The organism is Rappaport israeli (genome assembly GCF_001888055.1).
GTDB lineage: Bacteria > Pseudomonadota > Gammaproteobacteria > Cardiobacteriales > Cardiobacteriaceae > Rappaport > Rappaport israeli.
In genome coordinates, this window is the sequence record NZ_LXHZ01000018.1 from 1 (window position 1) to 24,623 (window position 24,623).

Below are 24,623 nucleotides of genomic sequence, written 5' to 3' on the forward strand. Positions count from 1 at the left end.
TTACCCCTATTAGTAAAAGAATGGGCACTTACAGGAGAATTTGGCACAGCAGAGTTACTCACTGAGTTTAAAGCAGCACAATGGATACTCACAGAACAAGAAGGCATCGGCATCCCAGCACGCGACCGTCATAAAATTGCAGAAATTCGTGAAAGCATCGACCAACACATGCAGCGTTACTACCTAGATAACGCCCATAAAATAGGCATATTAGACCAATTTAGCGGCATTCATACCCACACACTAGCTTTTGCAAACAAAGCAGAAGCAGAAAAAGCCACCCAAACCATCGACCGCGCCTATGATAATTTATTAAACAGCGTCTATCAGGCACTCTCCAGCCAAAGCCGACTCAAACAATACCTTGACGCCATAACACTCCAGCCAACAGAAGATGGACAATTAAGCTTAGATCATACCGCCGTAGAGGAAAAATTCCGCCAAGTCTTTGCAGCCGACCCCAAAAAAGGCTTCGTAGATTTGGCAGAGTTTTTAGCCTTTGGCGGCAAAGAACACTGGAGCACAGGTCAAGACCTACTACTCACCTTTGCCAATGAAGGACAGCGCCGAGACAGCCTAAGACAATGGTCTTCACAATTAAGCGACGAAGTCATTCACACCCTCCCCCTAGTCCACCAAGAAGGCAGCAACGGCGACGACCAACTCATAGGACGCGACGCTCTATCTGATGGCATGGATATATTATCTGGACAAGACGGCAACGACACCCTCATTGGAGGCATAGGCAACGACCAACTAGATGGTGGCAGAGGAGATGACCAATTAATTGGTGGTATTGGCGATGACCAATTAAAAGGCGGCATAGGCAACGATAGCTACCTATTTGCAACAAACTTTGGTCATGATGTTATAGAAGACCTAGACCCCACAGCTAAAAAGCACGATAGACTTATTTTTGCAGAAGGCATAGATGCCCAACAGACAGTATTTAGCCGCAAAGACAATGATTTATTATTAAGCGTTCAAACACATGGTAGCGTAACGGTTAAAAACTTTTTTCTAGACGATGCCACAGCAGGTTATCAAATTGAAGCGGTGCATTTTGCAGATGGGACAGTGATTAGCCATGCAGAGATTAAAGCGCTAGTGATACAAGGCAGTGATGCAGACGATAAGATTGTGGGTTATAGCAGTGATGATGTGTTGATTGGTGGGGTGGGGAGAGATGAGATTCATGGTGGGGCTGGTGCGGATGTGATTCAAGGTGGGGCGGATGATGATGCGCTTTATGGGGATGATGGAGATGATTCTATCGATGGTGGGGCAGGGGATGACTTTATTTATAGTGGGGATGGGGATGATGTTCTTAATGGAGGGGTTGGTAATGATGAATTAATTGGCGGCTTGGGCAATGATCAATATCGATTTAATCCTGGTTTTGGGCAAGATGTGGTTGTTAATTTTAATGAGACGCTAGATAGCTATGATGAGATTGTTTTTGTAGCAAAAGAAGGGAAAGAGGCTGAGGCGGTTGACTATGGATTAAACGCGCAGGATTTTTATTTTAAGCGTCAGAATGATGATTTGTTGATTGCGCATAAAAATAGTAGCGATAGGATTACTGTGCAACGCTATTTTGAACAAGAGGCAGCTGGTCAGTATAAATTAGAGCGTATTCGTTTTGCAGATGGGCAAGTATATGATATTGCGACGGTTAAGCGCTTGGTTCAGCAGCCTAGCGCACAAGATGATGTTTTATATGGTTATCAAGGTGCTGATGTATTAAGAGGCGCTGAGGGGGATGATGCGCTTTATGGCGGGGAGGGGGATGATGTTTTGCGTGGTGAAGCTGGAGCGGATTATTTAGAAGGGGGTGCAGGAGATGATTGGCTGGAAGGAGGGCAAGGCGCGGATAGTTTAATTGGTGGGGTAGGCAATGATCGTTATGTTTACCGCTTGGGGGATGGTAATGACCGTATTGTGAATGCTGATGGGATGGGCGAGGGTCAAGATGTTTTGCAATTGCTAGATATCGCTCAGCAAGAGGTGCGCGCCTATCGTGAGAATCATGCTTTATTTTTAATGCTTGCTGATGGTGCGCAGATTCAAATTGAAGATTATTTTGCTGAAAGTGATGTTAGCCATAATGCCATTGAAAAGATTGAGTTTAGCGATGGGACGTGGTCGATAGAGCAAGTCAAAGCGCTGGTGCAACAAGCGACAGAGCAAGATGATAATCTTTATGGTTATGACCAAGGAGAATATCTGCAAGGGTTGGGAGGCAATGACAAAATAGTGGCTTATGGTGGAGATGATGTTTTAGAAGGTGGCGCGGGGGCGGATTTTCTTTCTGGTGGTGAGGGCAATGATACGCTTTCTGGTGGTAAGGATGATGATACGTTATTGGGGGTGCTGGAGAAGATACCTATCATTACTACAAAGGCGATGGCAATGACCGTATTTATACTGGAGGGGGTGCAGATGTTCTTGAGCTACACCAAATTAATCCTAAAGATATCCGCGCGACGCGTTTACAAAATGCTTTGATTCTGATTCTTTCTAGTGGTGAAAAGATTACGGTAGACAATTATTTTAATGAGACTGGTTCGGCAGATGCGTTGGCTGAAATTCGTTTTGCAGATGCAACCGTATGGGGAATTGAAACGGTTAAAGCACTGGTGCAGCGTTCTACAGAACAGGGAGATTCTCTTTATGGCTATCAAGGCGTGGATAGATTAGATGGACAAGCTGGGGATGATGTTCTTTATGGTTATGCTGGTGATGATAATTTGATGGGTGGTTTGGGTAATGACAGGCTTTATGGTGGCAGTGGGGATGATTGGCTTAGTGGTGGAAAAGGAGAGGATGTTTTAGTTGGGGGCGCGGGTAATGACCGTTATGATTATTTCTTAGGAGATGGCAACGATCGTATTGATAATACGGGTGGTCGCGTAGAGGATGAGGATGTGCTTGTATTAAATGATATAACGCCAAACGAAGTTCAAGCACGCCGCGTGGATAATAATTTATTGCTTCATTTAAATAATAATCAAACCATTACTGTACAACAGTATTTTAACCGCGCAGGCGCTGAAGATTCTGCTATTAAAATGATACGTTTTGCAGATGGAAGTGGTTGGGATATTGCTGCTGTTAAGCAACTTGTTCAACAGCACACGCCACAAGATGAGGTGCTTTATGGCTATCAGGGAGCGGATGCGCTTAGTGGCGGTGAGGGCAATGATAGGCTTTATGGCTATGAAGGGGATGATTATTTAAAGGGTGATGAAGGGGATGATTTTCTTTATGGTGGCGCTGGAGAAGATATTTTAAAGGGCGGTCAAGGCGCAGATGTTTTAGAGGGTGGGGAAGGTAATGATGTGCTTGAGGGCGATAAAGGGGATGATGCTCTATTTGGGGGAAGGGGGGATGATATTTTGCGTGGAGGTAGCGGTAATGATACCTATCATTTCCGTATTGGGGATGGCATGACACGATTGCTGCGCAATCATTGCCTAGCTATGAAATCAATACGTTGCGCTTAGAAGGCGTCCTTGCAGAAAAGGTTCGTCTTAAAAATGAACAGGGAGATTTGCTTATTCAATTGAATGAATCCCAAGACAGCGTGCGCGTTGAACAGTATTTTGTTGATGGGGTAGAAAAACGCGGTATTGATCAGATTGTTTTTGATAATGCTCAAGTTTGGGATGATAAAGAGATTCAACGCCTAACGCTAAATGAAACAGAGGGCGACGATGTTTTAAATGGTAGTGCATATGATGATGTGATTGATGGTAAAAATGGCAATGACCATATTACGGGGCATCAAGGCAATGATATTCTCAAAGGCGGAAATGGTGATGATGTTTATTATTATGAATTAGGAGATGGACACGATACGCTGATTGAACGCTCTGGGGAAGATTATATTTATTTTGGCAAGGGCATTGAACGTGATGCCGTACAATTTAGACGGCAAGACAATCATTTGCTTATTAATGTTGCCGAGCAGTCAATTATGACGTTGCAGGATTGGTTTGTTGGGGCACAACATCGGATTGAACATTTGCATTTTGCAGATGGGAGTGAAATTACTATAGAAGACCTGAAAAAGATTAATATTCATAGTCAATTTGGTGCAGAAAATAACATTATTCATAGCTGGGAAGGTCAAGAAACGATTGATGGTGGTGCAGGGGATGATCAATTATTTGCTCATCAAGGAAATAATACGCTAATTGGTGGACTTGGGGATGATTTGTTGGTTGGTGGACAAGGCGCAGATACCCTCATAGGCGGTGCAGGAAATGATACGTATCGCATTGATGAAAAAGATAGCATTATTGAAACAATTGGTAATGGCTTTGATACGGTAGAAACACAAGGGGATTATAATCTTGAACATACCGCGCTAGAAGGAATTACCTTATTAGGAGAAAAACACACACAGGCTTTAGGGAATGAGGCAGATAATCGTCTAATAGGAAATAGCGGTAATAACTACTTAGATGGTCGTGGTGGCGCAGATAGCATGCAAGGTGGCGCAGGAGATGATTATTATGTGATTGACCAATACAATCGCGTTATTAATAACCATCTACAGCTAGGAGACCAAGTTATTGAAATGAATAATGCTGGAATAGATACAATTGAGCGCAGTGTTGACCCCTTTATCATCACACAAGACAGCCAAGGTAACCTCCAGCAAAGTAAAGATTATGTCACCTTAGAGGATAACGTTGAAAATCTTATTTTGGCAGGAGGAGCTATTTCTGCCTATGGTAACGCGCTAGATAATACTATTACGCTTAACCAAGAAAATAATATCGTTAAGCCGCTTGCTGGTTATGATGTTGTGCATTATGCGCTAGGGGGTGGGGAAGATATTATTGATTTCTTTGATGAAAATGGCGAAAGCGACACTTTAATTATTTCTGATATAGACGATATGCAAAGTGAAGTAACTCAACAGGAGAATGATTTGTTATTGCGCTTTAATGCACAAGATAGCATAACGCTTAAAAATTATTTCCTTATTGATTCGTCAGGCAAAGCAAACCATCAGGCAAATATTGTATTTAAGCAAACTGCTCGGCAATGGGATAAACAATATATTGACTATTTAGTCCATGGAGGACATCACAGCACACCGCCAACGGCACTTTTAGACAATCATTTAGCAGTTATTGAAAAAGAAGCCATCCAAGCAAATCTCAATGATTATTTTCAAGATAAAGAAAATGATCAGCTCACTTTTAGCGTAGAAACGATAGAGGGTCAGCCAATCCCTGATTGGTTACAGATTGATAGCCATACTGGTAAAATTCAGGGCGTGCCTCCAATAGGGACGCCAGAACTCCAGTTAGTTGTAAAAGCACAAGAAAATTCTGGAATACAAGCGCAAACAACATTAACGCTTATGATTGCAAAGAATCAGCCCCCAGAGCCACAACAAGCCATTGAAGATATTTTTATTACAGAAGCCATAAGTTTTCATCAACCCTTTAGCCACAATCTATTCAGAGACCCAGAAGGGCATCCATTAAGCTATGAACTACAAACTAAAGACGGCAACGCGCTACCCAGTTGGCTACACTTTGACCAAAACACCCAAACCCTCACAGGAAACGCCCCAGCAGGGATACAGAAACTCTCCCTGCAACTTATCGCTACAGATGCAGCAGGATTAAGCAACCAGCAAACCTTCAGCCTGCAAATTGCTGCAAATCAAGCCCCAAAACTAATCCAACCCTACGAAGCACTAAAAATCAACGAAGGACAAAGATTTACAACAACCCTTAACCTACAGCATTTTATAGACCCTGAAGGCGAAGCCCTCACCTACAGCCTAAGCCAAGCGGATAACAGCAAACTCCCCGACTGGCTACAATTTAATGCCCATACAGGCGAACTTAGCGCTACAGCGCCCCTAGATAGCCCAGCATTAACCTTAACTCTAACCGCTCAAGACCCAGCAGGTTATCAAACCCACACCCCTCTCCATTTAAATATCAACCGCCCCCCTCAAAGCCAAGGCACTCTCGCTAAGATAGAAGCCGCAGAAGGACAACCTTTACACTATCAACTCCCCACAAATTCTTTTATAGACCCTGAAGGCGAAACCCTCACCTACAGCCTAAGCCAAGCAGACGGCACAGCCCTACCAAACTGGTTGCACTACAGCCCATCCACACAGCAACTACAAGGCAACATCCCTATTGGGCAAGAAGATATCAACCTAACAATCCAAGCAACCGACCCACAAGGACTAAGTCAGCAAACCCCCTTAAATATCCACATCACCCATCAAAACCTTAAACGACAAACCCCTTGGAATGGCGGCACAATTAAAGGCGAAAGTGGCGATGACACCCTACGCGGTAGCTGGTTTAACGATACCCTAATAGGTGGCAAAGGCGATGATACGCTCATTGGTTTAATCGGAAACGATACCCTCATTGGAGGCAAAGGCAACGACCTCCTACAAGGGGGATTAGGCAGTGATATTTATCAATTTAATAAAGGAGATGGAAAAGATATTATCGATGACCAAGGCGGTTTAGGCGACCGTCTCGTCTTAAACGGTTATACACTTGAAGAAATACGCTTACAACGACAAGGTAATGACCAAATTCTAAGCTTTAGCACTACAGAGGATAACATAGTGATTAAGAATCGCTATGCGCTTGCAGCGCAAGGTCGCATGGAATCCATTGTGATTGATGAAAAACCTTATAGCACTAATCGTTTTGAACAAGCCGTTCAGCAATATCAAGAAAGAGGATTGCCAGATACAAAACACGATGAGCAATTACGCCATCAAACAGACTCTTTAATCCAAGCGATGGCAAGTTTTTCAAATGGCAGCACCCACCATGAGCTTCATGCAATGCAAGTCCAAACTTTAGGAGACATTACACCTAATTATCTGGATAAAACAACGGTATAAGCTCGTTAATGATTTTTGCAATAGTCTTTTGAGCAGTTTGGCGGTTTGTGAATAATTTATAAAGCAGATATAGAAAAATGAAAGCAGTTTTAATTGCCTCATTTTTTTCACAAGAATTATTTTAGTATGTTGATTTTGTTGGCTATAAATACTCTTACTAAGATTAATAAAGTGTTATACTAGAGGATAAATATTTAATACTTGTCTGGATTGCTATGCACAACCTCAGCGAAGAGCAGCTCACTAAGCTCTATGAACAATATCAAAAAGCCGATGAACGACGTGAGGAAATTCGTCAAAAAAATGAACTTCTTTTTGAAGCAATACGCAACAAAACTGAGGAAGTTTTTGAAAAATCACCCATAGTGTGGTTGATTCTTTTCATACCGCATTGCATGATTTGCGCTTTAATTTTTCTTTTTGACGATGTGCAGGCAGTAAATCAAGCGATTTATAATGCGCTCACCGCTGTTTATATTCCGATGTATAGAGCAACGGGCTGGAATCTTAATTATATTTCTGGATTTATATTTAATTTGATTTGGGCTTATCTTTATTTCAAAAAAGCAAAAGAGGCAAATCTTTTGTTTTTAAATACTCTTGAAATTAGATATGCAGGGTTTTGGGGCTTTCTTAAGCGCCTTAGCGTAAGGTTGTTCATGCTATTTTCGATGATTGCTTGTATTATAGTTGCCTATGTTTCACCGATGCTCCCTCATAGTAGTGGTAGATGTGGCATGTATTCTTTATGTTGGTTGCAAACTGAAGATCAATTTTATTACAGCGTGTTTATTTCCTATATAGCATTTTGGCAGGTAAATTATTTTATAATTTTCTATATGATGGGTTTGTTAGGTACAAAAAAACAAAGAAATTTAAAATACAAGCAATTTAACATAGATTTAAAATATCAAGAATACAAAGGAGTAGTTCATGACCACGCAAGAGAATCAAAATAACAATATACACAAAGAAACCAAGGATGTTTGGACTACGATTCTAAATAATTTATTGCCATCTGATACAAGTGTTGGTGGGGTTATTCTATTATTGCAGTATTGATGCTTCGGGAATTATTTTGCTTTTATCCATTTAAAACTGATATGAAAAAATAATTAAATAAAAAGGTTCTCACTGTTTTTATATTTTTTGGAATTATTATTTATACTGCCTTTGCTTATAAAACGATTAATGCTCATAAATCATCAAATTGTCTAAAAATTTTTTAGGCATTTATCTATAATTTACTTGCTTATTTTTATATTACTTTATTGCATAAGGATGCAAAGTGTCTAATGCAATTATTAGAAGTGCGGAAGCAGTTTTAGTAGTTGCTGGCGTTGCATAGTTGCCACGTTAGTTTGCGCTTGAGGGTTTGGATGGTTGTGGGCTTAGCTAGGCGCTGGCGATAATTTGATAGAGTTGTTGGTTGGTATAAAGGGGATTTTGATGCCAAGTGCGGGTGAGGCGGTCAGGGTTGCCGTGGAGAAGGTGTAAATAATGGTGCCGTGGGATTTCAAAGGCGCCCATGCTGGCAAGATGGACGGTGAGATATTGGCAATCAATGTAATCATAGCCAAGCGTGGTTAGATGGTGCGCTAGTGCAATTAAAAGAATTTTTGAGGCATCTGTTATGTGGCTATACATGGATTCGGCGCAAAAAACGCGATTGAGCGCTACGCCATAAAGTCCGCCAACTAATTGATGATTAACCCAGAGTTCATAACTATGGGCGCGTCCTTGATGGTGGAGGTGTTGGTAGGTTTGGCGCATGAGTGGGGTTATCCAGCTGTCGCCATGGCTGTGTTGGCAGGCGTCAATCACGGCAGAAAAATCATGATCGCAACTGATGGTAAAGTTTAATGTGCGGATGCGTTTTTTAAGGCTACGGCTACAATGCATTTGCTTGCAGGCAAATAGCGCGCGTGTGGGTGGCGACCACCAAAGGGGATGCTCATCTTGTTCATACCAAGGGAAAATGCCTTGACTGTGCGCTAAGAAAACGCGTTCGGGGGTGAGTTCGCCTCCTGTGGTGAGTAGTCCGTTAGGTTGAGCATATTGCGCTGGGGGAAAGGGGGTTGGGGTGGTGGGTTTTGTGGGAAAGGGTGTTTTTTGAGTTGGGCATTTTATGGTGTGGTTTTGTAATGTGTTTGGTCAGGGGTGTGGCAAGAGGGGGTATTTTATGGATGATTGGCTATTTGGTCTACAATTCATGACCTTTATTCTAGTGGAGAAATGTTTGTGCTAATCTAGCGCGGTTTTTTTTAAGTGCAAGTTAGGAGGTTTTATGGGTGGATTTGCTTGGGTTGACTGGGTGGGGTATTTGGCTTCTGCTTTGGTGGTGGGGAGTTTTTTGTTAAATAATTTGGCGCTGGTGCGGTGGGTTAATTTGGCGGGTTGTGTGTGTTTTGTGGTCTATGGTTGGTTGCTAGGCCCGCTATGGCCGATTGTGGTGCCTAATGCGATATTGATTGTAATTCATTTGCAGGCTTTTGTTCGTGCAAAGATGGGTTCGGATGGGGATTAATCATAGTTGGGATTAAGCCACTGTGTGAGAAATTCTTCTAACCAAGTACGGATTTCAAAAGAGAGGTCTGCGCAGTAGTTTAGTTGGGTGTTGATGGTTTGTGCACCAGGGTGGGTGAGTTCTTCTGGGTCGCGTTGGTGCCAATGCTCAATTTGTTCGCGGGTGGCTTCGGGGTGAAATTGAAAGCCATAGGCATGTTGTTGGTAGCGAAAGGCTTGGTTGGGATAGAGGTCGCTTTCGGCAAGTTTGACGGTGTTGGCAGGTAGGCTGAAGCCTTCGTTATGCCATTGAAAAAAGCGACTGGGGGCGTTTTTAAAGATGCTGTTGTGTCCTTCTAGGGTGGGATAGATGGGGTAGTAGCCGATTTCAACGATGCGTTTTGGGTGGTGTGTGATGTTTGCCCCGAGTACTATGGCGAGTAATTGTGCGCCTAAGCAGATGCCTAGAAAGGGTTTTTTTCTTTTAATAAAGCTTTGTATCCATAAGATTTCTTGTAGGAGTTCGGGGAGTTTTTCTTTGTCGTTTGCGCTCATTTTGCCGCCCATAACGATGGCTGCATGGTAGTGGTCTGGGTTTGGGAGGGGGTCGCCATCTAGTGGGCAGAAGCGCTCAAGTTGATAACCGCGTTGCTGGAGTATTTGGCTGATTGTACCAGCGCTGCCGGTGGGGTTGTGTAGGATGATGGCGATGTGTTGTTGTTTCATGGGGATTAATCGATGTGGTAGGTGAGTTGATAGTTGGCGTGTGAGTCTTGAGCGAGCGTTTGGCTAAGCTGGGGGAGGAGGTTTTCAAGGAATGGGGGGAGGGTGTAGGGTGGGTTTAAGATGAACATGCTGCTGCCGTAGAGTCCTTGTGTGTGGGGTTTGGTGATATTGAGGCTGGCGTGTAGGTGGTTGTGGTGGCTAAAGCGTTTGAGTTGGGTGGGTAGGTTTTGTGCGTGCGGTTGGCTGATGTGGGGATACCAAAGCAGATAGCATCCTTGAGAAAAGCGTTTAAGCGCTTGGGTTAGGGTGTCAATAACGCTGTGGTAGTCTTGTTTGACTTCGTAGGAGGGGTCGATTAAGCAAACCGCGCGACGGCTATGAGGCGGGAGGCTTGCGATGAGTCCTTCTAATCCATCTTGGCATTGGATAAGGGCTTTGGTTTTGGGGCGCTGTTGGGTGATGTTGTGTTTGAGGTGTTGAAAATCTTGTGGGTGGCGTTCAAAGAGGCGGAGTTGGTCGATTTTTCTAAGAAGATGGGCTGCAAGGCTTGATGAGCCTTGGTAGAGGTTTTGGCGGTAGTGTTGGGTTATGTGTGTGTGGAAGGCGTTAAAGATGGGGTCGGGATGGTTGTTTAATGCGCTTAGGCGCGCAATGCCACTTTGATATTCTTGGTTGAGGGTGGCTGGGGGGGCGGTTAGGTCATATTGTCCGATGCCGGCGTGGGTGTCGATGTAGACAAAGGGTTTGGGTTTTTGTAGGTAATATTGCAATACTTGGTAGAGGCAGAGGTGTTTGAGGATATCGGCATGGTTGCCTGCGTGATAGTGGTGGCGGTAGCTGGGCATGGTAGGTTTGGGGTTAGAGTGGGTGTTTGAAGGTGTTGCAGTGGCTTAAGCTGCCATGTTGTATGCCTTGACTGAGCCAATGTTGGCGTTGCTTGGCGCTGCCATGGGTAAAGTTCTCAGGGTGAATACGCGCTCCTGCGGCTTCTAGAAGGCGATCATCGCCAATAGCTTGGGCAGCGTTCATGCCTTCGATAAGGTCGTTTGCGTCTAGGCTTAGATTGGCAATGCGATTGCTGGCAATGTTGTGCGCCAGATGCCAGCATAGCAGTCGGCTTGTAATTCGATTCGAACGGAGATTTGGTTGGCTTGGGTTTTGGGTAGGCTTTGCATGGCTTTATGCGCTTGTCCAAGCGTGCCTAGGAGTTTTTGAACATGATGCCCGACTTCGTGGGCTATGACGTATGCAAAGGCAAAATCGCCTTGTGCGCCCATGCGTTGCATTTGATGAATAAAGCTTAAATCGAGGTAGATATTTTCATCACTGGGGCAGTAGAAAGGGCCTGTGGCGCTGGTGTTGATGCCACAGGCGGATTGGACGCGGTGGTCGTAGGTGATGAGAGTGGTGGGGCGATATTGCAGATTATGTTGGGCAAAAATAGGCTGCCAGATATCTTCACTAGAGGCTAAGATAACGCTGGTGAAGTCAGCAAGTTCTCTATATTGAGCGTTAGGTGTTTGTCTTTGGTTGGTATTTTGTGAAGAGAGGTTGCCGCTTTCAACAACTTGTAAGAGGGTTTGTGGATCGATGCCAAAAAACCAGCCAATCAGTAGGATGGCGAGTCCAGCAATGCCGATACTACCGCCTTTTAGGCTACTACGATGTTGAATGTTTTGACTACGACGGGCGTTTTTCCAGCGCATGTTAGCTCTCTTGGTTAGGATGGAGGTGATTTAGCATACCACGAAAGATTAGGTCGGGTTCGATGCAGTAGGTGGGGAGGTTGCCAAATAGGATTTGCGCGTCGCCTCCAAAAGCGTAGCGTTTAAAATAGTGTCCGTGTTGTTGTTCGAGTTGGTCTAAAAGGGCGTCAATACCTGCTGGGATGGCGTGGTGAATACCACTACCGATGCAGGTGGCGGTGTCGGTGCCAAGGAGTTGTGGGCTCCAGCGCATGGGTTTTAAGCGGTGGGTGTTGTTTAGTAGGGCATTTTCAGCAAGACGGATACCAGGCATGATGAGTCCGCCAAGATGTAGTCCGCTGGCATCAATGACGTCTAAGGTGATGGCGGTGCCACATCCGACAACACATAAGGGGCTTTGGGTGAGTGCACGAGCGCCTAGCATAGCAAGATAGCGGTCTGTGCCTAGGGTTTCGGGGTGTTCGTAAGCAACGGTGAGGGTGTGGTTGGTGTGTTTTTGTGCGATAAAACAGTGTACGGGTTTGTGCCAAAGACTATCCACCAGTTGTTGGATTTGTTCGCTTAAGCTAGGGTCTTTGACGTTAGATAGTGCGATGGTGTTGGGTTCGGGGAGAAGATGCCATGCACGCCAAAGCCGTTGTTGCCAGTTATCTTTATAGGAGGTGGCTTCAACGATACCTGGAACGCTTTTGCCATAAAGCCATTTGAGACGAGAGTTGCCAATGTCGATGAGTAGATGCATGGGGGTTAGTCGGTTAAGGTGGGAAGAATTCGGGGTTTGGGTAAGGTATTGCAAAGGTTGTTGGGGGGATTTGGCGATAAGGCGCCCTTTTTGGTCAATGCCTAGAATAAACATGGGGTGTGGTTGGTGGGCGAGGGTTTGGGGGGTGTGGTTGGGGTGGGCTGTAGTCGTTCCAGCGGTGGTTAATGGGGAGGTAGGGGGTGTTTTGCCAGCTAAGAAGGCATTGAATAAGGGGGGGCATGAGGCGTTGGAGTAGGGTGTCTTTGGTGTCTTGGGGGTTTAGATGTTGCCAATAGGCGTATCGGGGGTTTGGGTTTGGGTCGGCAAGGTTTAGCCCAATGCCGATAATGAGGGTGGTGTGGGTTTGATTGCTTTGGCTGTCAATGAGAATGCCTGCGAGTTTTTTTTGTTGATAGTAGAGGTCGTTTGGCCATTTGAGGCGTAGGTGTTGGGCTTCGGGGTCTAAGGTGGTGGCGAGGGTGAGGGCGATGGCTTGGGTGAGTCTTGGTAAAGAGATGGATTTCCTTCTAAGGTCAGGCGAAAGGAGAAGGTGAGCGCGCTGGCTGAGCTATGCCATGGACGGCCTTGTTGTCCTTCGCCTTGGTGTTGTTGGTGGGCTAAGCAAAAAACAGGATGAGCGGTTTTGACATGTTCGCGGAGGTAGCGTTGTGTGGAGTCTAGGCGCGCAAATTGGTAGTAGCGCTTTTAAAAAAGTGTTGCCAAGGGGTTGGGATATTCACGGTGAAAGTTTGTGGGTTAGATTAAAAAAATTGTTAGAATGCGCATTTTACGTGATGTTAAGGGGAATACAAAATGTCTAAGCAAGCGTATTGGATTTGTCCGTCAATTTTATCAGCTGATTTTGCGCGTTTGGGGGAAGAGGTGGAGAAGGTGTTGGCTGCTGGCGCGGATACGATTCATTTTGATGTGATGGATAATCATTATGTGCCAAATTTGACGATGGGGGCGATGTTTTGTCAGGCGTTGCGCGATTATGGCATTACGGCGCCAATTGATGTGCATTTGATGGTAACGCCTGTGGATGAGTTGATTGAGCAGTTTGCGCGAGCTGGGGCGGATTATATTTCATTTCACCCTGAGGCAAGCGCGCATGTTGACCGCTCACTGCGTTTGATTAAGGATTTAGGTGTGAAGGCTGGATTGGTGCTTAATCCTGCAACGCCGTTGTCTTATTTGGATTTTACGTTGGATGAATTGGATTTGGTGTTGTTGATGTCGGTTAATCCCGGATTTGGGGGACAGCGGTTTATTGAGGGCGTGGTAGAGAAGGTGCGTTTGGTGCGCAAGCGGATTGACGCCAGTGGGCGGGCGGTGCGCTTGCAGGTTGATGGTGGGGTGAAGGTGGAGAATATTGCGCGTATTGCACAAGCAGGGGCAGATATGTTTGTAGCGGGGTCAGCCATTTTCCAAGCACCTGATTATCAAGCGGTGATTAATCAGATGCGCGCTGAGTTGGCAGGGGTGGATTTAGAAGATTAGGGCGTTGTTTCGTCGCTAGAAATTGGCGGATTAGACGCTTAGCTAATATCAGAAAGTGCGCTTTCGAATGATTCGCTGGGATTGGCGGATTCGCTTTCAGGTGCTTGGGAAGAAGAGGGATTGGCATTAGGTGCTTCAGCGCTGGGTTGTGCGCTGAGGTTGGCAGAGGTGGGGTTGGTTTGTAAAGTGTGAGCGTTTTTAGGATGTTCAGTGCTTCATAGAGTGTGAAGTCGGTTTGTGCCAGTTCTTTGTCGCTTAGGGGTTGTTGGGTGTAGAGTGCGCCTGCATTAGGACTTTGTAGATGATTGGGTAGAGCGGTTTCGCGTTGGTTTTCAAGCGTTTCTTTTTTGTCTTCGATAACGTTTAAAGGGGTGAGGGCAACTTGTGGAATGATGCCTTGTGCTTGAATCGATTCTCCCGAAGGGGTGTAGTAGCGCGCTGTGGTCATTTTAACTGCGCCTCCGTGAAAGAGGGGGGTAATGCTTTGTACAGAGCCTTTGCCGAAGGTGGTTTGTCCAACAATAATGGCGCGGTGGTTGTCGCGTAATGCGCCTGCCATGATTTCTGCGCCTGAGGCGCTGCCTTGATTGACGAGTACGACAATGGGGCGTCCGTTTAAGAGGTCGCCTTGTTGGGCGTGGAAATATTCGCTTTGGCTGTTGTCGCGTCCGCGGATGGTGAGGATAAGTCCTTCATTTAAAAAGAGGTCGCTACTGTCTATGGCGGGATTAAGAAGACCACCAGGGTTATTGCGCAGGTCTAAAATAATACCTTTTAGGGTGTATTTGATGCTTAGTGATTCGATTTCTTTTTCTAGGGCTTGGGCGGTGTCTTCTTGAAATTGGGTGAGGCGGATGATGGCGTGGTCGTTGTCTATCATGCGAGAGGAGACGCTGTTGGTGGCGATAAGTTCGCGAGTAAATTGGAATTCTTGAATGAGATTATCGCGCAAGATAGTGAGTTTAACATTGCTGCCTACTTCGCCGCTCATGAGTTTGGCGGTTTCGCTTAGCGTGAGGTCAATGACGTTTTGCCCATCTACTTGTGAGATGATGTCGCCACTTTTAAGCCCTGCTTTATCAGCTGGTGAGCCTTCAATGGCGGAGACGATTTGCATTGAACCTGCTTTTAAATCAAGAACAACGCCAATGCCAGCATATTCACCGTCGCTGGTGAGATTAAAATCATGATATTGCGCTTCGCTTAAATAAGCAGAATGGGGGTCTAAGCGAGCGAGCATGCCTTGTATGGCGTTGTCAATGAGTTCTTGGTTGCTGACTTCGTTGACGTAGTATTTTTTGATGGTATCGAAGACGTCGACGAATGTTTTTAAAGAATCAAAGGGGATATTGTCGTTATCAGGTTTTTGTAAGAGTGCTTCTAGGGAGGTGAGCGTGAGTTCAGGAGTGGCGGTTGATTCGGTGTTGGGGGTTCTGTGGGGTTGGTTTGAGTGTGGGCGGTTAGAGGGAAAAGAAGCGTTAAAAGTAGGGGGCGAATGATGCTCATGCTTGGCTCTTAGTGGCGTAAAAGCGCGCTATTATAAGGGGTTGGCTGGTTTGGCTCAATGTTTTTGGCGTTGGGCGTGGGTTAGTTTTCTTGAGGAAAATTGCCAAATAGGGGAAGTTGGGGGGATTCGTCGAATAGTTGTCCGTCATGATAGGTTATTTTGGCTTTACGCGTAGGGGTGGGTTTGTTGGCAAAAAGTTGGAGTTGTTGGTTGGGAGTAGGCGGTGTAGAGGTTTGATGAAGTCTGTATTCAGCGCTTAAGTAGGCGCGTTTGCGGTAGTAGCATTTTCTTAGAACTTGGCGTTTTTCTGGGTCGGTGTAGCGCTCCCAATATTTTTTTTCTTCGCGGCTACGATAGCAAATGCGGCAGATGTGCTGTCGATTAAAACGGCAAAGCTGCTGGCAGGGGCTATCGATGGCGAAATATTCTATCTGGCTCATGGTGTTAAGCGTTGATACCTGCTAGAAGAATGTATTTGAGTTCGAGGTAGTCTTCAATGCCGTGATGTGAGCCTTCACGTCCGATGCCAGATTGTTTAACGCCGCCAAAAGGCGCTTCAGGGTTGGAAATCAGTCCTGTATTGACGCCGACAATGCCATATTGCAGTTGTTCGTAAACGCGGGTAATGCGCCCGATGTCGCGACTGTAGAAATAGGCGGAGAGTCCGTAGGGGGTGTCGTTGGCATATCTAATCACTTCTTCTTCCTCGTCAAAAGGATAGATGGCGGCAATGGGAGCGAAGAGTTCTTCATGGGCTAAGTCCATGTTGTGGTTGGCATCTTTGAGGACGGTGGCTTGGAAATAGGTTCCGCCAAGTTCGGGGTCAATTTTTCCGCCAGTGGTGAGGCTTGCGCCCTTGGTAAGCGCATCTTTAAGCAAGGCGTTGGCGTGCTCAACGGCTTTTGAATCAATGAGCGGCCCAAGGTCGGGGCTACCAGTAAATGCATTGCCTAGGCGAAGTTTTTCGCTGGCTTTGGTAAGGCGCTCAATAAAAGCATCATAAATACTGCTATGGACATAAAAGCGGTTCGCGCAAACGCAGGTTTGTCCGCTGTTGCGGTATTTGGCGGCAATTGCGCCTTCAATGGCGCTGTCAAGGTCGGCATCTGCAAAGACGATAAAAGGTGCATTGCCACCAAGTTCTAAAGAGACTTTGGTGATGTTTTTGCTGGCTTGGGCGTAGAGTTTTTGCCCTACGCTGGTTGAGCCTGTGAAGCTAAATTTGCGGATTAGTGGATGTTGGGTTAGGACTTCGCCAAGTGGTTGCGATTCTCCTGTAAGGACATTAAAAAGACCTTTTGGGAATTGTGCTTGCTCACTTAGATAAGCGAGCGCGAGGGCGGATAAGGGGGTTTGTGAGGCTGGGCGTACGATAAAACTACAGCCTGCTGCAAGCGCTGGCGCAACTTTGCGGGCAATCATGGCATTGGGGAAGTTCCAAGGGGTGATGGCAGCGGCAACGCCGATGGGTTGTTTAATCACTAGAATGCGCTGGTCGCTGTTGGCAGCAGGGAGGGTTTCTCCATAGATGCGTTTGGCTTGTTCGGCATAAAAGCGGATGTAGTTTGCGCCGTATTCAATTTCGCTTTGGGATTCTTTAAGCGGTTTGCCTTGTTCGGCGGAGAGGATTTGGGCGAGGTCGTCTTTATGCTTGAGGATGAGGTTATACCAATTTAAAAGGTGGTCGCAACGCGTTTGGGCGGATAATTTTGCCCAGTGATGTTGGGCTTGGTGCGCTTCATGAACGGCTTGCTGGGCTTCTTCAGCCGAAAGATTGGGGACGTGCGCTAGTGTTTCGCCAGTAGCGGGGTTGGTTACGGCTAGGGTTTGTTGGCTTTTGGCGCTCACCCATTGTCCGTTGAGGTAGGCTTGTTGGCGTAGAAGGTTGGGATGTTGAAGATTCATGGTGTGTCTTTGTCTGTAGATTGAGGGGGATAGTGTAATACATTGAGAATTTTTAGAAAATAGGCGGTTATTGAGTTTATAAAAAAATGCCTTTGAGCCAGTCAATTTGCGGGGCTTGTTTGGGATGTTCTGTGATGCAGATGGCATCAAAGCGACAATCAGGCGGTTGGCGGTAGTGGGTTTGCAGATAATGCTGTGCGGCTTTTTGCCATTTTTGTTGTTTGCGTGGGTCTATGGATTGGCAGGCGCTGACAAGGGCGTTATGTTGGCGTAGGCGAACTTCAATAAAGACGAGGGATTGGTTATCTTGGGCGATGAGGTCAATTTCGCCGTATCGGTTGCGAACGTTCTTGGCTACAATAGTCAGCCCTTGTTGTTTTAGGTAGCGGTGGGCGAGTTGTTCTCCGTGTTGTCCTTTTTGAAGATGAGGGGCGATTTTTTTAAACATGCTGGATGGGTTCCTATGAGTGGTGTTTTATATATTGTGGCGACGCCGATTGGACATTTAGATGATGTGTCGGTGCGCGCGCGCGTTATTTTACAAGAGGTGGATTGTATTGCGTGTGAAGATACGCGACATTCGCGGCGTTTGTTGCAACATTATGGCATTGAGACGCCATTATTGGCTTTGCATCAGCATAATGAGCGCGGTGCTAGTGAGCTGTTGTTGGTGCGTTTGTTGGCTGGTGAGTCGGTGGCGTTGGTAAGCGATGCGGGAACGCCTTTGGTGAGCGACCCTGGGGCGATTTTGGTGGGGTTGGCGCATGAATCAGGGGTGCGGGTTGTCCCTATTCCAGGGGCAAGTAGTGTGATGGCGGCTTTATCAGCCAGTGGATTGTCTGCAAATCAATTTATGTTTGCAGGCTTTATTCCAGCAAAATCGGGGGAGCGGTTGGCGTTTTTGCGCGATTTTTCTCAGTTGAGTTGTACTTGTGTGTTTTTTGAAGCGCCTCATCGTGTGCAGGCGACGTTTGCGGCAATGCAGGCGGTATTGGATGGTGATAGGGTGTTGGTGGTGGCAAGGGAGTTGACTAAGCAATTTGAGGAGATTGTGCGTTTGACGGTTGGGGAGGCGTTGCAATGGTTGCAAGGCAGTGATTATCGAGAGAGGGGGGAGTTTGTATTATTGCTGGAGGGGTGAGTCAGGTGCAGGCAAAGGCGCACCATTGGCAGAAGATGGCGCTGGATTTGCAGGCGGTTGGGGTGGGTGCTAAGGCGGTATCAAATTTGGTGAGTGAATATTGTGGGGTGAAAAAAAGGTGGTGTATCAGTTTTTAATTGCAATGAAGGAGGAAGAATGAGGGGTCAATTATGGATTGTGGCAGCGCCTTCTGGTGGGGGGAAAACTTCTTTGATTGCCCAAGCTGTGGAGCGTTTGGATTATGTGGTGGAGTCGGTTTCGCATACAACACGCCCACCGCGCGCAGGGGAGATTGATGGCACGCATTATCATTTTGTGGCGGCGCAGGTGTTTGCTGAGATGGTGGAAAAAGGGGATTTTTTGGAGTGGGCAACTGTATTTGATTATGCTTATGGAACGTCAGGCAAAACGGTGGATGCGCTTTTAGAGAGCGGTTTGGATGTGATTTTAAATATTGATTGGCAGGGCGCTCAGCAGATTTGCGCGCGTCGTCCTGATACGCGGACGGTGTTTTTATTGCCCCCGTCTTTAGAGGCGTTGCGGGTGCGTTTGACTAAGCGGGGGCAGGATGATTTGGCGGTGGTAGAACGAAGAATGGCGCAGGCAAAAGAGCAAATTAGTCATTATAAAGAGTTTGATTATGTGATTGTAAATGATGATTTTGATACCGCTACTCAGGCGCTTTTGGCTATTTTGTCCAGTGCGCGATTAGAGCGCAAAAGATGTGAGGACGATTTGCAGCCGCTATTTCAACAGTTAGGACAGCATTAGGGCGGTTATATAAGCTGGCATGGGTTAGATAGGCAAGAGAAAAAGTTGCTTCATTTGATGTGGTGAGCCAACTTTTTTATGCGCGCTTGTATTAGGGGATTTTTATGGATAAATCCCAATTGGTTAGAGTAAGAGGATATTGGCTAGTCCTAAGAAGATAAAGAAGCCCCCAGAATCGGTGCAGGCGGTGATTAAAACGCTAGAGCCAAGCGCGGGGTCGCGTCCAATGCGTTGCATGATGTAAGGAATTAATACGCCCATGGCGGCGGCTAGGATGAGGTTTAGGGTCATGGCAAGCATCATAACAAAACCAAGTTTGGCAAAATCATAAAGCCACCATGTGATGAGTCCTAATACACCGCCCCAAACAATGCCGTTTAAGATGGCGATGAGAAATTCATTGAGCAACATGGTTTTGATTTGCGCCCAAGTGAAGGTTTTTTGTGCCATGGCGCGAACAATCATGGTGATGGTTTGGTTGCCTGCATTACCGCCTAATCCTGCCACAATGGGCATGAGGGAGGCGAGGGCGACGATTTTTTCAATAGAGCCTTCAAATAATCCGATGATGCGCGAAGCTGCAAAGGCGGTGATAAGGTTGATAACAAGCCACATCCAGCGCGATTTAAAAGCATCAATTACTGGTGAGAAGATGTTTTGCACGCTACTAAAACCTGCCATGTTGAACATGTCTTCTTCGTGTACGGCGCGCAGAACGTCAACCATTTCGCCGATGGTGAGGCGTCCAATTAGTCGTCTGTTTTCATCCACAACTGCGGCGGTGGTGAGGTCGTAGCGCTCGAAGGCGTTGGCGGCATCTTCGACGTCTTCATCAGGTGTGAAGGTGTGGATATCGGTGTTCATTACGTCGATAACGGGGGTGCTGGGGTCGTTGACGATGAGGGTGCGTAGGGCAATTGTTCCTACAAGATGGTCGCTGTCATCGACGATAAAAATTTGGTCGGTTTTAGGCGGAAGGGTGTCAAAACGGCGAAGATAGCGCAAGACAACGCTACAGGTTACGTCGTTTCTGACTTTGATTTGGTCAAAGTCCATGAGTGAGCCGACTTGGGTGTCATCAAAAAGGCGCGCTTGGTCAAATTCTTGGCGCTCTTGTTCATCAAGGGTGGTTAGAATTTCATTTAAGACGGTGTCTTCAATATGGGGGGTGATGTCAACGAGTTCTTCGCTATCAAGATGATTGACAATGTCGATGAGTTCTTGGCGTGTGAGCGCATCAATAAGCGCTGGGCGTAGGGTTGGCGTGATTTCAATAAGGACGTAGGCGGCAACCTCACTGGGGAGTAACGACCAAAGAAGCAGGCGGTCTTCTAAAGAGAGAAATTCCAAAAGATCGGCAATATCTGCGCCATGTAAGGTGTTGAGGTAGTGGGCGAGTTCTTGGGTACGCGGGGTGGCGGGCGCGGTATCGTTATGAGGTTCTTCTTCGTGGTATTGGGCGATTAGTTCGTGGATGTGATTGAGGGTTTGTTCGAGTTGTTGGCTTTGCAATTCGCTCATGAATGCTCCTTTGTTGGTGGTTTCGGGGTCGCTGGGGATTAGGTTTTAGGCAGGGTAACGCCTGTTTGTCCTTGATATTTTCCGCCACGGTCTTTATAGGAGGTGGCACAGGCTTGGTCAGACTGTAAAAAAAGCATTTGTGCGACGCCTTCATGGGCGTAGATTTTAGCAGGGAGGGTGGTGGTGTTGGAAAATTCTAGGGTAACGTGTCCTTCCCATTCGGGTTCAAGCGGGGTTACGTTGACGATAATGCCACAGCGGGCGTAGGTGGATTTGCCTAGGCAGATGGTTAAGACGTCGCGTGGAATGCGAAAGTATTCAACGGTGCGGGCGAGTGCGAAGGAGTTGGGCGGAATAATGCACACGTCAGCGTTAACGTCGACAAAGCTTTGCGGGTCAAAATTTTTGGGGTCAACAATGGCGGAGTTGATGTTGGTGAATAATTTAAATTCAGGCGCGCAACGAACATCATAGCCGTAGCTTGAGGTGCCATAGGAGATGATTTTCTCACCGTGTGAATTTTGGCTGATAAGTTTGGGTTCAAATGGCTCTATCATGCGGTGTTGCTGTGCCATTTGGCTAATCCATAAGTCGTTTTTGATGCTCATGTAAGATCCTTCTGTTCTTTAGATTAGGTTAATGTTCGATGACGATTTTTGGGAAGATAGATTTGGGGTTTTGCTGTTGTTTGGCAAGGTCTAGGGTTAGGCGGGCGGCAATATGGCGGTAGTGTGTGGCAATATCGCTATCAGGATGGGAGAGAACGATTGGTGTGCCAAGGTCGGCTTGTTCGCGAATGCGTTTGTCTAGCGCTAAGGTGCCAAGTAGGGCAAGGTTGTATTCTTGGGCAAGCGCTTGGGCGCCTTGTGTGCCAAAAATGGCTTCTTCATGTCCGCAGTGGCTACAACGATAACTGCTCATGTTTTCAATAATGCCAAGGACGTTGATGGCGACTTTGTCAAATAGGGTTTTGGCTTTGCGTGCATCGATTAAGGCGATATCTTGCGGAGTGCTCACTAGGATTGCGCACTAACGGGGATTTGTTGTGAGAGGGTGAGTTGGATATCGCCTGTGCCAGGGGGGAGGTCGAAAATCAGATAATCAAGATCTTGCCAGTGGCATTCACGCAATAGTTGCAGCAGGGTTTGAGTGACCATAGGTCCACGCCAAATCATGGCGGTATTTTCATCGACTAAATCTGCCATGGAGAGTGTTTGTAGACCATGGCGGACAATGGGTTGCATGGTTTTACCATCTAGCGATTGTGGATATTGTGCGCCTCCTAGCATGCGCGCTTGGCTGGGCCCGTAAATATCGGCATCTAGTAATCCAACGTTTGCGCCTTGTTGTTGGAGGGCGCAGGCGAGGTTGGTGGCAACGGTGGATTTGCCAACGCCTCCTTTGCCTGAAGCAATGGCGATGATGTTTTTGACGTTTTTTAAGGGGCGCAACCCAGTTTGGACGCGATGAATGGCAACGCTGCTGTTAAATTCAATGCGATAGTTGCAAAGCCGTGTTGATGAAGATGCGCGTTTAAGAGGTTCTGCCAGCGCGCATGTTCACTATCTAGGCGATAGTTAAGATGAAGAGTAAGGCGCTTTTCTTTTTCTTTGATTTGAGAGACTTCGGCAAAGGGGTAGCGCTCAAGCTGAGGGTCAAAAAATTGTTGGATGCATTGGTGTAAGGTCATAATTTATCCCGAATTAGAACGATGAAGAAATTTATCCCGAATTAGAACGATGAAGAACCAAACCAGCGCGCAAAGCTTTCTCGTGCTTGCGCTACAAGCATGGAATAGCCATCGTGATGTGGGAGGTGGTGTTGCGCTGCCCAGTGCAAAAAGGCGGTAGGTTTGCCATAAATCATATCATAGCAATAGGTTTGGCGGTGGATGAGGGGAGTGGGGAGGGTAAAGGTTTCGTCGTGAAGTCCTGCTGAGGTGGCGTTGATGATGAAATCAAAAGGGGCTGAAGTGCTAAAGTCTTCGGGGGTGAGTAGGGTTATGGGGAATTGGGATTGATAGGGTTTTATAAGTTGCTGTGCTTTTGAGAGGGTGCGATTGCTTAGGCTTAGTTCGCGCACGCCTGCTTGCAGGAGTGGATATAAGGCACCACGCGCTGCGCCCCCTGCGCCAAGGAGTAACACGCGCTTGTTTTTAAGAGAATATCCGTGTTGCATGAGTGCGCGACACAGTCCAATGCCATCGGTGTTATCCCCAACAAGTTGATGTTTTGCATTGAGATAAAAAGTGTTGACTGCGCCTGCGTGCTGGGCGTGGTCGGTGTGTTGCTCAGCGAGTTGGTAGGCGCGGACTTTAAAGGGCAGGGTAATATTGAGTCCGCAATGAATGGGGCGGGTGTCAGGGGATTTGGCAAAAAAATCACGCACGATTGTTTCAAAATCTTCTAGCGGTGAGAGGATTTTGTCATAGATCAGAGAAATGCCTGCCTCACGCGCAAATTGTTCATGAAGAGCAGGAGATTGGCTGTGCGCGATGGGATTTCCAATAACGGCGCAACGATAAGTTTTCATTGGCGCAGTAGCTCCGCGGCGCGGATAGCAAAATAGCTCAAAATGATGGTGGCGCCTGCGCGTTTAAAAGCCAATAAACTTTCCATCATGGTGGCTTCAAGATTAAGCCAGCCTTTCTCTGCCGCAGCATGCAACATGGCATATTCACCGCTGACTTGATAAACAGCGGTGGGCATGGCGAAGGTTTGTTTAACACGATAAAGCACGTCTAAATAAGCCATGCCTGGTTTGACCATCACGATGTCTGCGCCTTCGTTGATATCCAGTAGGACTTCGTGCAAGGCTTCATCGCTATTTGCTGGATTCATTTGGTAGGTGCGCTTATCTGCTTTGCCGAGGTTGGCAGCAGAGCCGACGGCGTCTCTAAAAGGCCCGTAAAAACTGCTGGCATATTTGGCAGAATACGCCATGATGCCAACGTCAGGATAATGATTGCTTTCTAGCGCTTGACGAATAGCGCCAATGCGTCCATCCATCATATCTGAGGGACAAACAAAATCTGCGCCTGCCTGTGCATGGCAAAGAGCTTGTTTGATGAGGATTTCAGTGGTGCGGTCGTTTAGGATTTGCCCTTTTTCATCTAGGATGCCGTCTTGTCCGTGGCTGGTGTAGGGATCAAGAGCAATATCGGTAAAAATGCCTAGTTGCGGAAAGTGTTTTTTCAGTGCACGGATAGCGCGTGGCATGAGTCCATTGTCATCATAGGCAGCGGTGGCGGTTTGGTCTTTGTGGGCATTGTCAATTACTGGGAAAGGAGCAATGCCCGCAATGCCTAATTCTAGCCAATAAGGCGCTTCTTGCAGGACTTGGTCAATGCTTAGACGATAAACATTAGGCATAGAGGCGATGGGTTGTTTTCTATTCTCCCCATCGGTGATAAAGATTGGGAGAATAAAATCGCTGGCGCTTAATGGATATTCTTGGGTTAATCTGCGGGCAAAATCGCTTTGGCGTAAGCGACGTTTGCGAGTAGCGGGAAAGGCGGCAGAAGAGGGGATGAACATGGTTTTCTCCAAAAAAGAAAGAGCGCGAATTCTAGCATGGCAGGCGGGGATTACCTAGGCGCTGAGTAAGGATTACCGATAAGAAAAAATCATGATGAAAAATGGTCTTATAATGCGCGGGTTTTTGATTGAAAAATGGAAAATCCAAAGGAG

At 46.5% G+C, this 24,623-nt stretch carries 25 protein-coding genes and 3 pseudogenes; 11 read left to right on the forward strand and 17 right to left on the reverse strand.

Annotation, left to right across the window (positions count from 1 at the left end; genetic code table 11):
• From A5N84_RS04375 to A5N84_RS04410, 4 genes are all read left to right on the forward strand, one after another.
• Positions 1-2,508 (forward strand): calcium-binding protein (locus tag A5N84_RS04375; protein ID WP_332882139.1); only part of this gene is annotated, 2,508 nt, incomplete at its 5' end.
• On the forward strand, positions 2,421-3,506 hold the full coding sequence (locus A5N84_RS04380; RefSeq protein ID WP_408633838.1) for a calcium-binding protein: 1,086 nt from the start codon (positions 2,421-2,423) through the stop codon (positions 3,504-3,506). The genes A5N84_RS04375 and A5N84_RS04380, both read left to right, overlap by 88 nt.
• Positions 3,473-6,910, forward strand: a complete 3,438-nt coding sequence (locus A5N84_RS09490) for a putative Ig domain-containing protein (RefSeq protein ID WP_078055570.1) — start codon at positions 3,473-3,475, stop codon at positions 6,908-6,910. Before A5N84_RS04380 ends, A5N84_RS09490 begins: the two co-directional genes overlap by 34 nt.
• 215 nt (positions 6,911-7,125) lie before the next feature.
• Positions 7,126-7,869, forward strand: coding sequence for a hypothetical protein (locus A5N84_RS04410; RefSeq protein ID WP_072281406.1), 744 nt, complete (start codon positions 7,126-7,128; stop codon positions 7,867-7,869).
• A 436-nt stretch (positions 7,870-8,305) separates the two neighbouring features.
• Here the strand turns inward: A5N84_RS04410 and aat are convergent, their stop codons facing one another.
• Positions 8,306-9,040 (reverse strand): leucyl/phenylalanyl-tRNA--protein transferase, encoded by a 735-nt coding sequence (gene aat, locus A5N84_RS04415; protein ID WP_078055571.1) that lies wholly within the window; start codon positions 9,038-9,040, stop codon positions 8,306-8,308.
• A 157-nt stretch (positions 9,041-9,197) separates the two neighbouring features.
• On the opposite strand from aat, the gene A5N84_RS04420 reads away from it, so the two are divergent.
• The gene (locus A5N84_RS04420; RefSeq protein WP_072281408.1) at positions 9,198-9,437 is read left to right on the forward strand and encodes a hypothetical protein; all 240 of its coding nucleotides are present in this window, start codon (positions 9,198-9,200) and stop codon (positions 9,435-9,437) included.
• On the opposite strand, the gene A5N84_RS04425 is transcribed toward A5N84_RS04420, so the two are convergent.
• From A5N84_RS04425 to A5N84_RS04440, 5 genes are read right to left on the reverse strand one after another with little or no spacing between them, the layout of a single operon-like run.
• Positions 9,434-10,141: a glutamine amidotransferase-related protein gene (locus A5N84_RS04425; RefSeq protein WP_072281409.1), complete on the reverse strand. Its 708-nt coding sequence runs from the start codon at positions 10,139-10,141 to the stop codon at positions 9,434-9,436. The two genes, A5N84_RS04420 and A5N84_RS04425, sit on opposite strands and share 4 nt — an antisense overlap.
• 5 nt (positions 10,142-10,146) lie before the next feature.
• A complete protein-coding gene (locus tag A5N84_RS04430; protein ID WP_072281410.1) occupies positions 10,147-10,986 on the reverse strand; it encodes a 23S rRNA (adenine(2030)-N(6))-methyltransferase RlmJ in 840 nt (279 codons plus the stop codon).
• A 13-nt stretch (positions 10,987-10,999) separates the two neighbouring features.
• A complete protein-coding gene (locus A5N84_RS12570) occupies positions 11,000-11,170 on the reverse strand; it encodes a neutral zinc metallopeptidase (protein ID WP_269844284.1) in 171 nt (56 codons plus the stop codon).
• A 29-nt stretch (positions 11,171-11,199) separates the two neighbouring features.
• Positions 11,200-11,847, reverse strand: a complete 648-nt coding sequence (locus A5N84_RS04435) for a neutral zinc metallopeptidase (protein ID WP_269844285.1) — start codon at positions 11,845-11,847, stop codon at positions 11,200-11,202.
• Position 11,848: 1 nt separating this feature from the next.
• Positions 11,849-12,703: a type III pantothenate kinase gene (locus A5N84_RS04440; protein ID WP_233119941.1), complete on the reverse strand. Its 855-nt coding sequence runs from the start codon at positions 12,701-12,703 to the stop codon at positions 11,849-11,851.
• Here A5N84_RS04440 and A5N84_RS11655 point away from each other — a divergent pair.
• Positions 12,702-12,845: a hypothetical protein gene (locus A5N84_RS11655; protein ID WP_233119942.1), complete on the forward strand. Its 144-nt coding sequence runs from the start codon at positions 12,702-12,704 to the stop codon at positions 12,843-12,845. The two genes, A5N84_RS04440 and A5N84_RS11655, sit on opposite strands and share 2 nt — an antisense overlap.
• 84 nt (positions 12,846-12,929) lie before the next feature.
• On the opposite strand, the pseudogene A5N84_RS13365 reads toward A5N84_RS11655, so the two are convergent.
• Both A5N84_RS13365 and A5N84_RS13370 read right to left on the reverse strand, forming a co-directional pair.
• Positions 12,930-13,106 (reverse strand): annotated as a pseudogene (locus A5N84_RS13365) (biotin--[acetyl-CoA-carboxylase] ligase); the annotation flags it as partial.
• Positions 13,052-13,267: pseudogene (locus A5N84_RS13370) on the reverse strand (hypothetical protein); the annotation flags it as partial. The pseudogenes A5N84_RS13370 and A5N84_RS13365, both read right to left, overlap by 55 nt.
• A 135-nt stretch (positions 13,268-13,402) precedes the next feature.
• Between A5N84_RS13370 and rpe the strand changes: the two are divergent.
• On the forward strand, positions 13,403-14,089 hold the full coding sequence (gene rpe, locus A5N84_RS04450; RefSeq protein WP_072281411.1) for a ribulose-phosphate 3-epimerase: 687 nt from the start codon (positions 13,403-13,405) through the stop codon (positions 14,087-14,089).
• Here rpe and A5N84_RS04455 read toward each other — a convergent pair.
• Positions 14,043-15,437 (reverse strand): S41 family peptidase, encoded by a 1,395-nt coding sequence (locus A5N84_RS04455; RefSeq protein WP_078055572.1) that lies wholly within the window; start codon positions 15,435-15,437, stop codon positions 14,043-14,045. The genes rpe and A5N84_RS04455 overlap by 47 nt on opposite strands.
• Between A5N84_RS04455 and A5N84_RS09890 the strand changes: the two genes are divergently transcribed.
• On the forward strand, positions 15,388-15,588 hold the full coding sequence (locus A5N84_RS09890) for a hypothetical protein (protein ID WP_143324824.1): 201 nt from the start codon (positions 15,388-15,390) through the stop codon (positions 15,586-15,588). The two genes, A5N84_RS04455 and A5N84_RS09890, sit on opposite strands and share 50 nt — an antisense overlap.
• 88 nt (positions 15,589-15,676) lie before the next feature.
• Here the strand turns inward: A5N84_RS09890 and A5N84_RS04460 are convergent, their stop codons facing one another.
• From A5N84_RS04460 to A5N84_RS04470, 3 genes are all read right to left on the reverse strand, one after another.
• Entirely contained in the window at positions 15,677-16,036 is a 360-nt protein-coding gene (locus A5N84_RS04460; protein ID WP_072281413.1) for a DUF1289 domain-containing protein, read from the reverse strand.
• 4 nt (positions 16,037-16,040) lie between these two features.
• Positions 16,041-17,501 carry an NAD-dependent succinate-semialdehyde dehydrogenase gene (locus A5N84_RS04465; RefSeq protein ID WP_072281414.1) on the reverse strand — a complete coding sequence of 487 codons (1,461 nt, stop codon included), beginning with the start codon at positions 17,499-17,501 and terminating at the stop codon, positions 16,041-16,043.
• Positions 17,502-17,577: 76 nt separating this feature from the next.
• Positions 17,578-17,949, reverse strand: a complete 372-nt coding sequence (locus tag A5N84_RS04470) for a YraN family protein (RefSeq protein WP_072281415.1) — start codon at positions 17,947-17,949, stop codon at positions 17,578-17,580.
• A gap of 15 nt (positions 17,950-17,964) precedes the next feature.
• Between A5N84_RS04470 and rsmI the strand changes: the two genes are divergently transcribed.
• The 3 genes from rsmI to gmk are packed head-to-tail and all read left to right on the forward strand — an operon-like array spanning position 17,965 to position 19,413.
• Positions 17,965-18,642: a 16S rRNA (cytidine(1402)-2'-O)-methyltransferase gene (gene rsmI, locus A5N84_RS04475; protein WP_233119943.1), complete on the forward strand. Its 678-nt coding sequence runs from the start codon at positions 17,965-17,967 to the stop codon at positions 18,640-18,642.
• Complete coding sequence (locus A5N84_RS11660) at positions 18,639-18,779, forward strand: hypothetical protein (protein WP_233119944.1); 141 nt, start codon at positions 18,639-18,641, stop codon at positions 18,777-18,779. Before rsmI ends, A5N84_RS11660 begins: the two co-directional genes overlap by 4 nt.
• A gap of 19 nt (positions 18,780-18,798) precedes the next feature.
• A complete protein-coding gene (gene gmk / locus A5N84_RS04480; RefSeq protein ID WP_072281417.1) occupies positions 18,799-19,413 on the forward strand; it encodes a guanylate kinase in 615 nt (204 codons plus the stop codon).
• Positions 19,414-19,536: 123 nt separating this feature from the next.
• On the opposite strand, the gene mgtE is transcribed toward gmk, so the two are convergent.
• The 5 genes and pseudogenes from mgtE to hemB all read right to left on the reverse strand — a co-directional run bounded on the left by mgtE (position 19,537) and on the right by hemB (position 24,470).
• Positions 19,537-20,934: a magnesium transporter gene (mgtE, locus tag A5N84_RS04485; RefSeq protein ID WP_072281418.1), complete on the reverse strand. Its 1,398-nt coding sequence runs from the start codon at positions 20,932-20,934 to the stop codon at positions 19,537-19,539.
• A 38-nt stretch (positions 20,935-20,972) separates the two neighbouring features.
• The gene (gene dcd, locus A5N84_RS04490) at positions 20,973-21,542 is read right to left on the reverse strand and encodes a dCTP deaminase (RefSeq protein WP_072281419.1); all 570 of its coding nucleotides are present in this window, start codon (positions 21,540-21,542) and stop codon (positions 20,973-20,975) included.
• Positions 21,543-21,570: 28 nt separating this feature from the next.
• Positions 21,571-22,624, reverse strand: a pseudogene (apbC, locus tag A5N84_RS13375) (iron-sulfur cluster carrier protein ApbC).
• A gap of 41 nt (positions 22,625-22,665) precedes the next feature.
• Positions 22,666-23,466: a shikimate dehydrogenase gene (aroE, locus tag A5N84_RS04510; protein ID WP_072281423.1), complete on the reverse strand. Its 801-nt coding sequence runs from the start codon at positions 23,464-23,466 to the stop codon at positions 22,666-22,668.
• A complete protein-coding gene (hemB, locus tag A5N84_RS04515; protein WP_143324825.1) occupies positions 23,463-24,470 on the reverse strand; it encodes a porphobilinogen synthase in 1,008 nt (335 codons plus the stop codon). Before hemB ends, aroE begins: the two co-directional genes overlap by 4 nt.
• Positions 24,471-24,623: the final 153 nt, after the last annotated feature.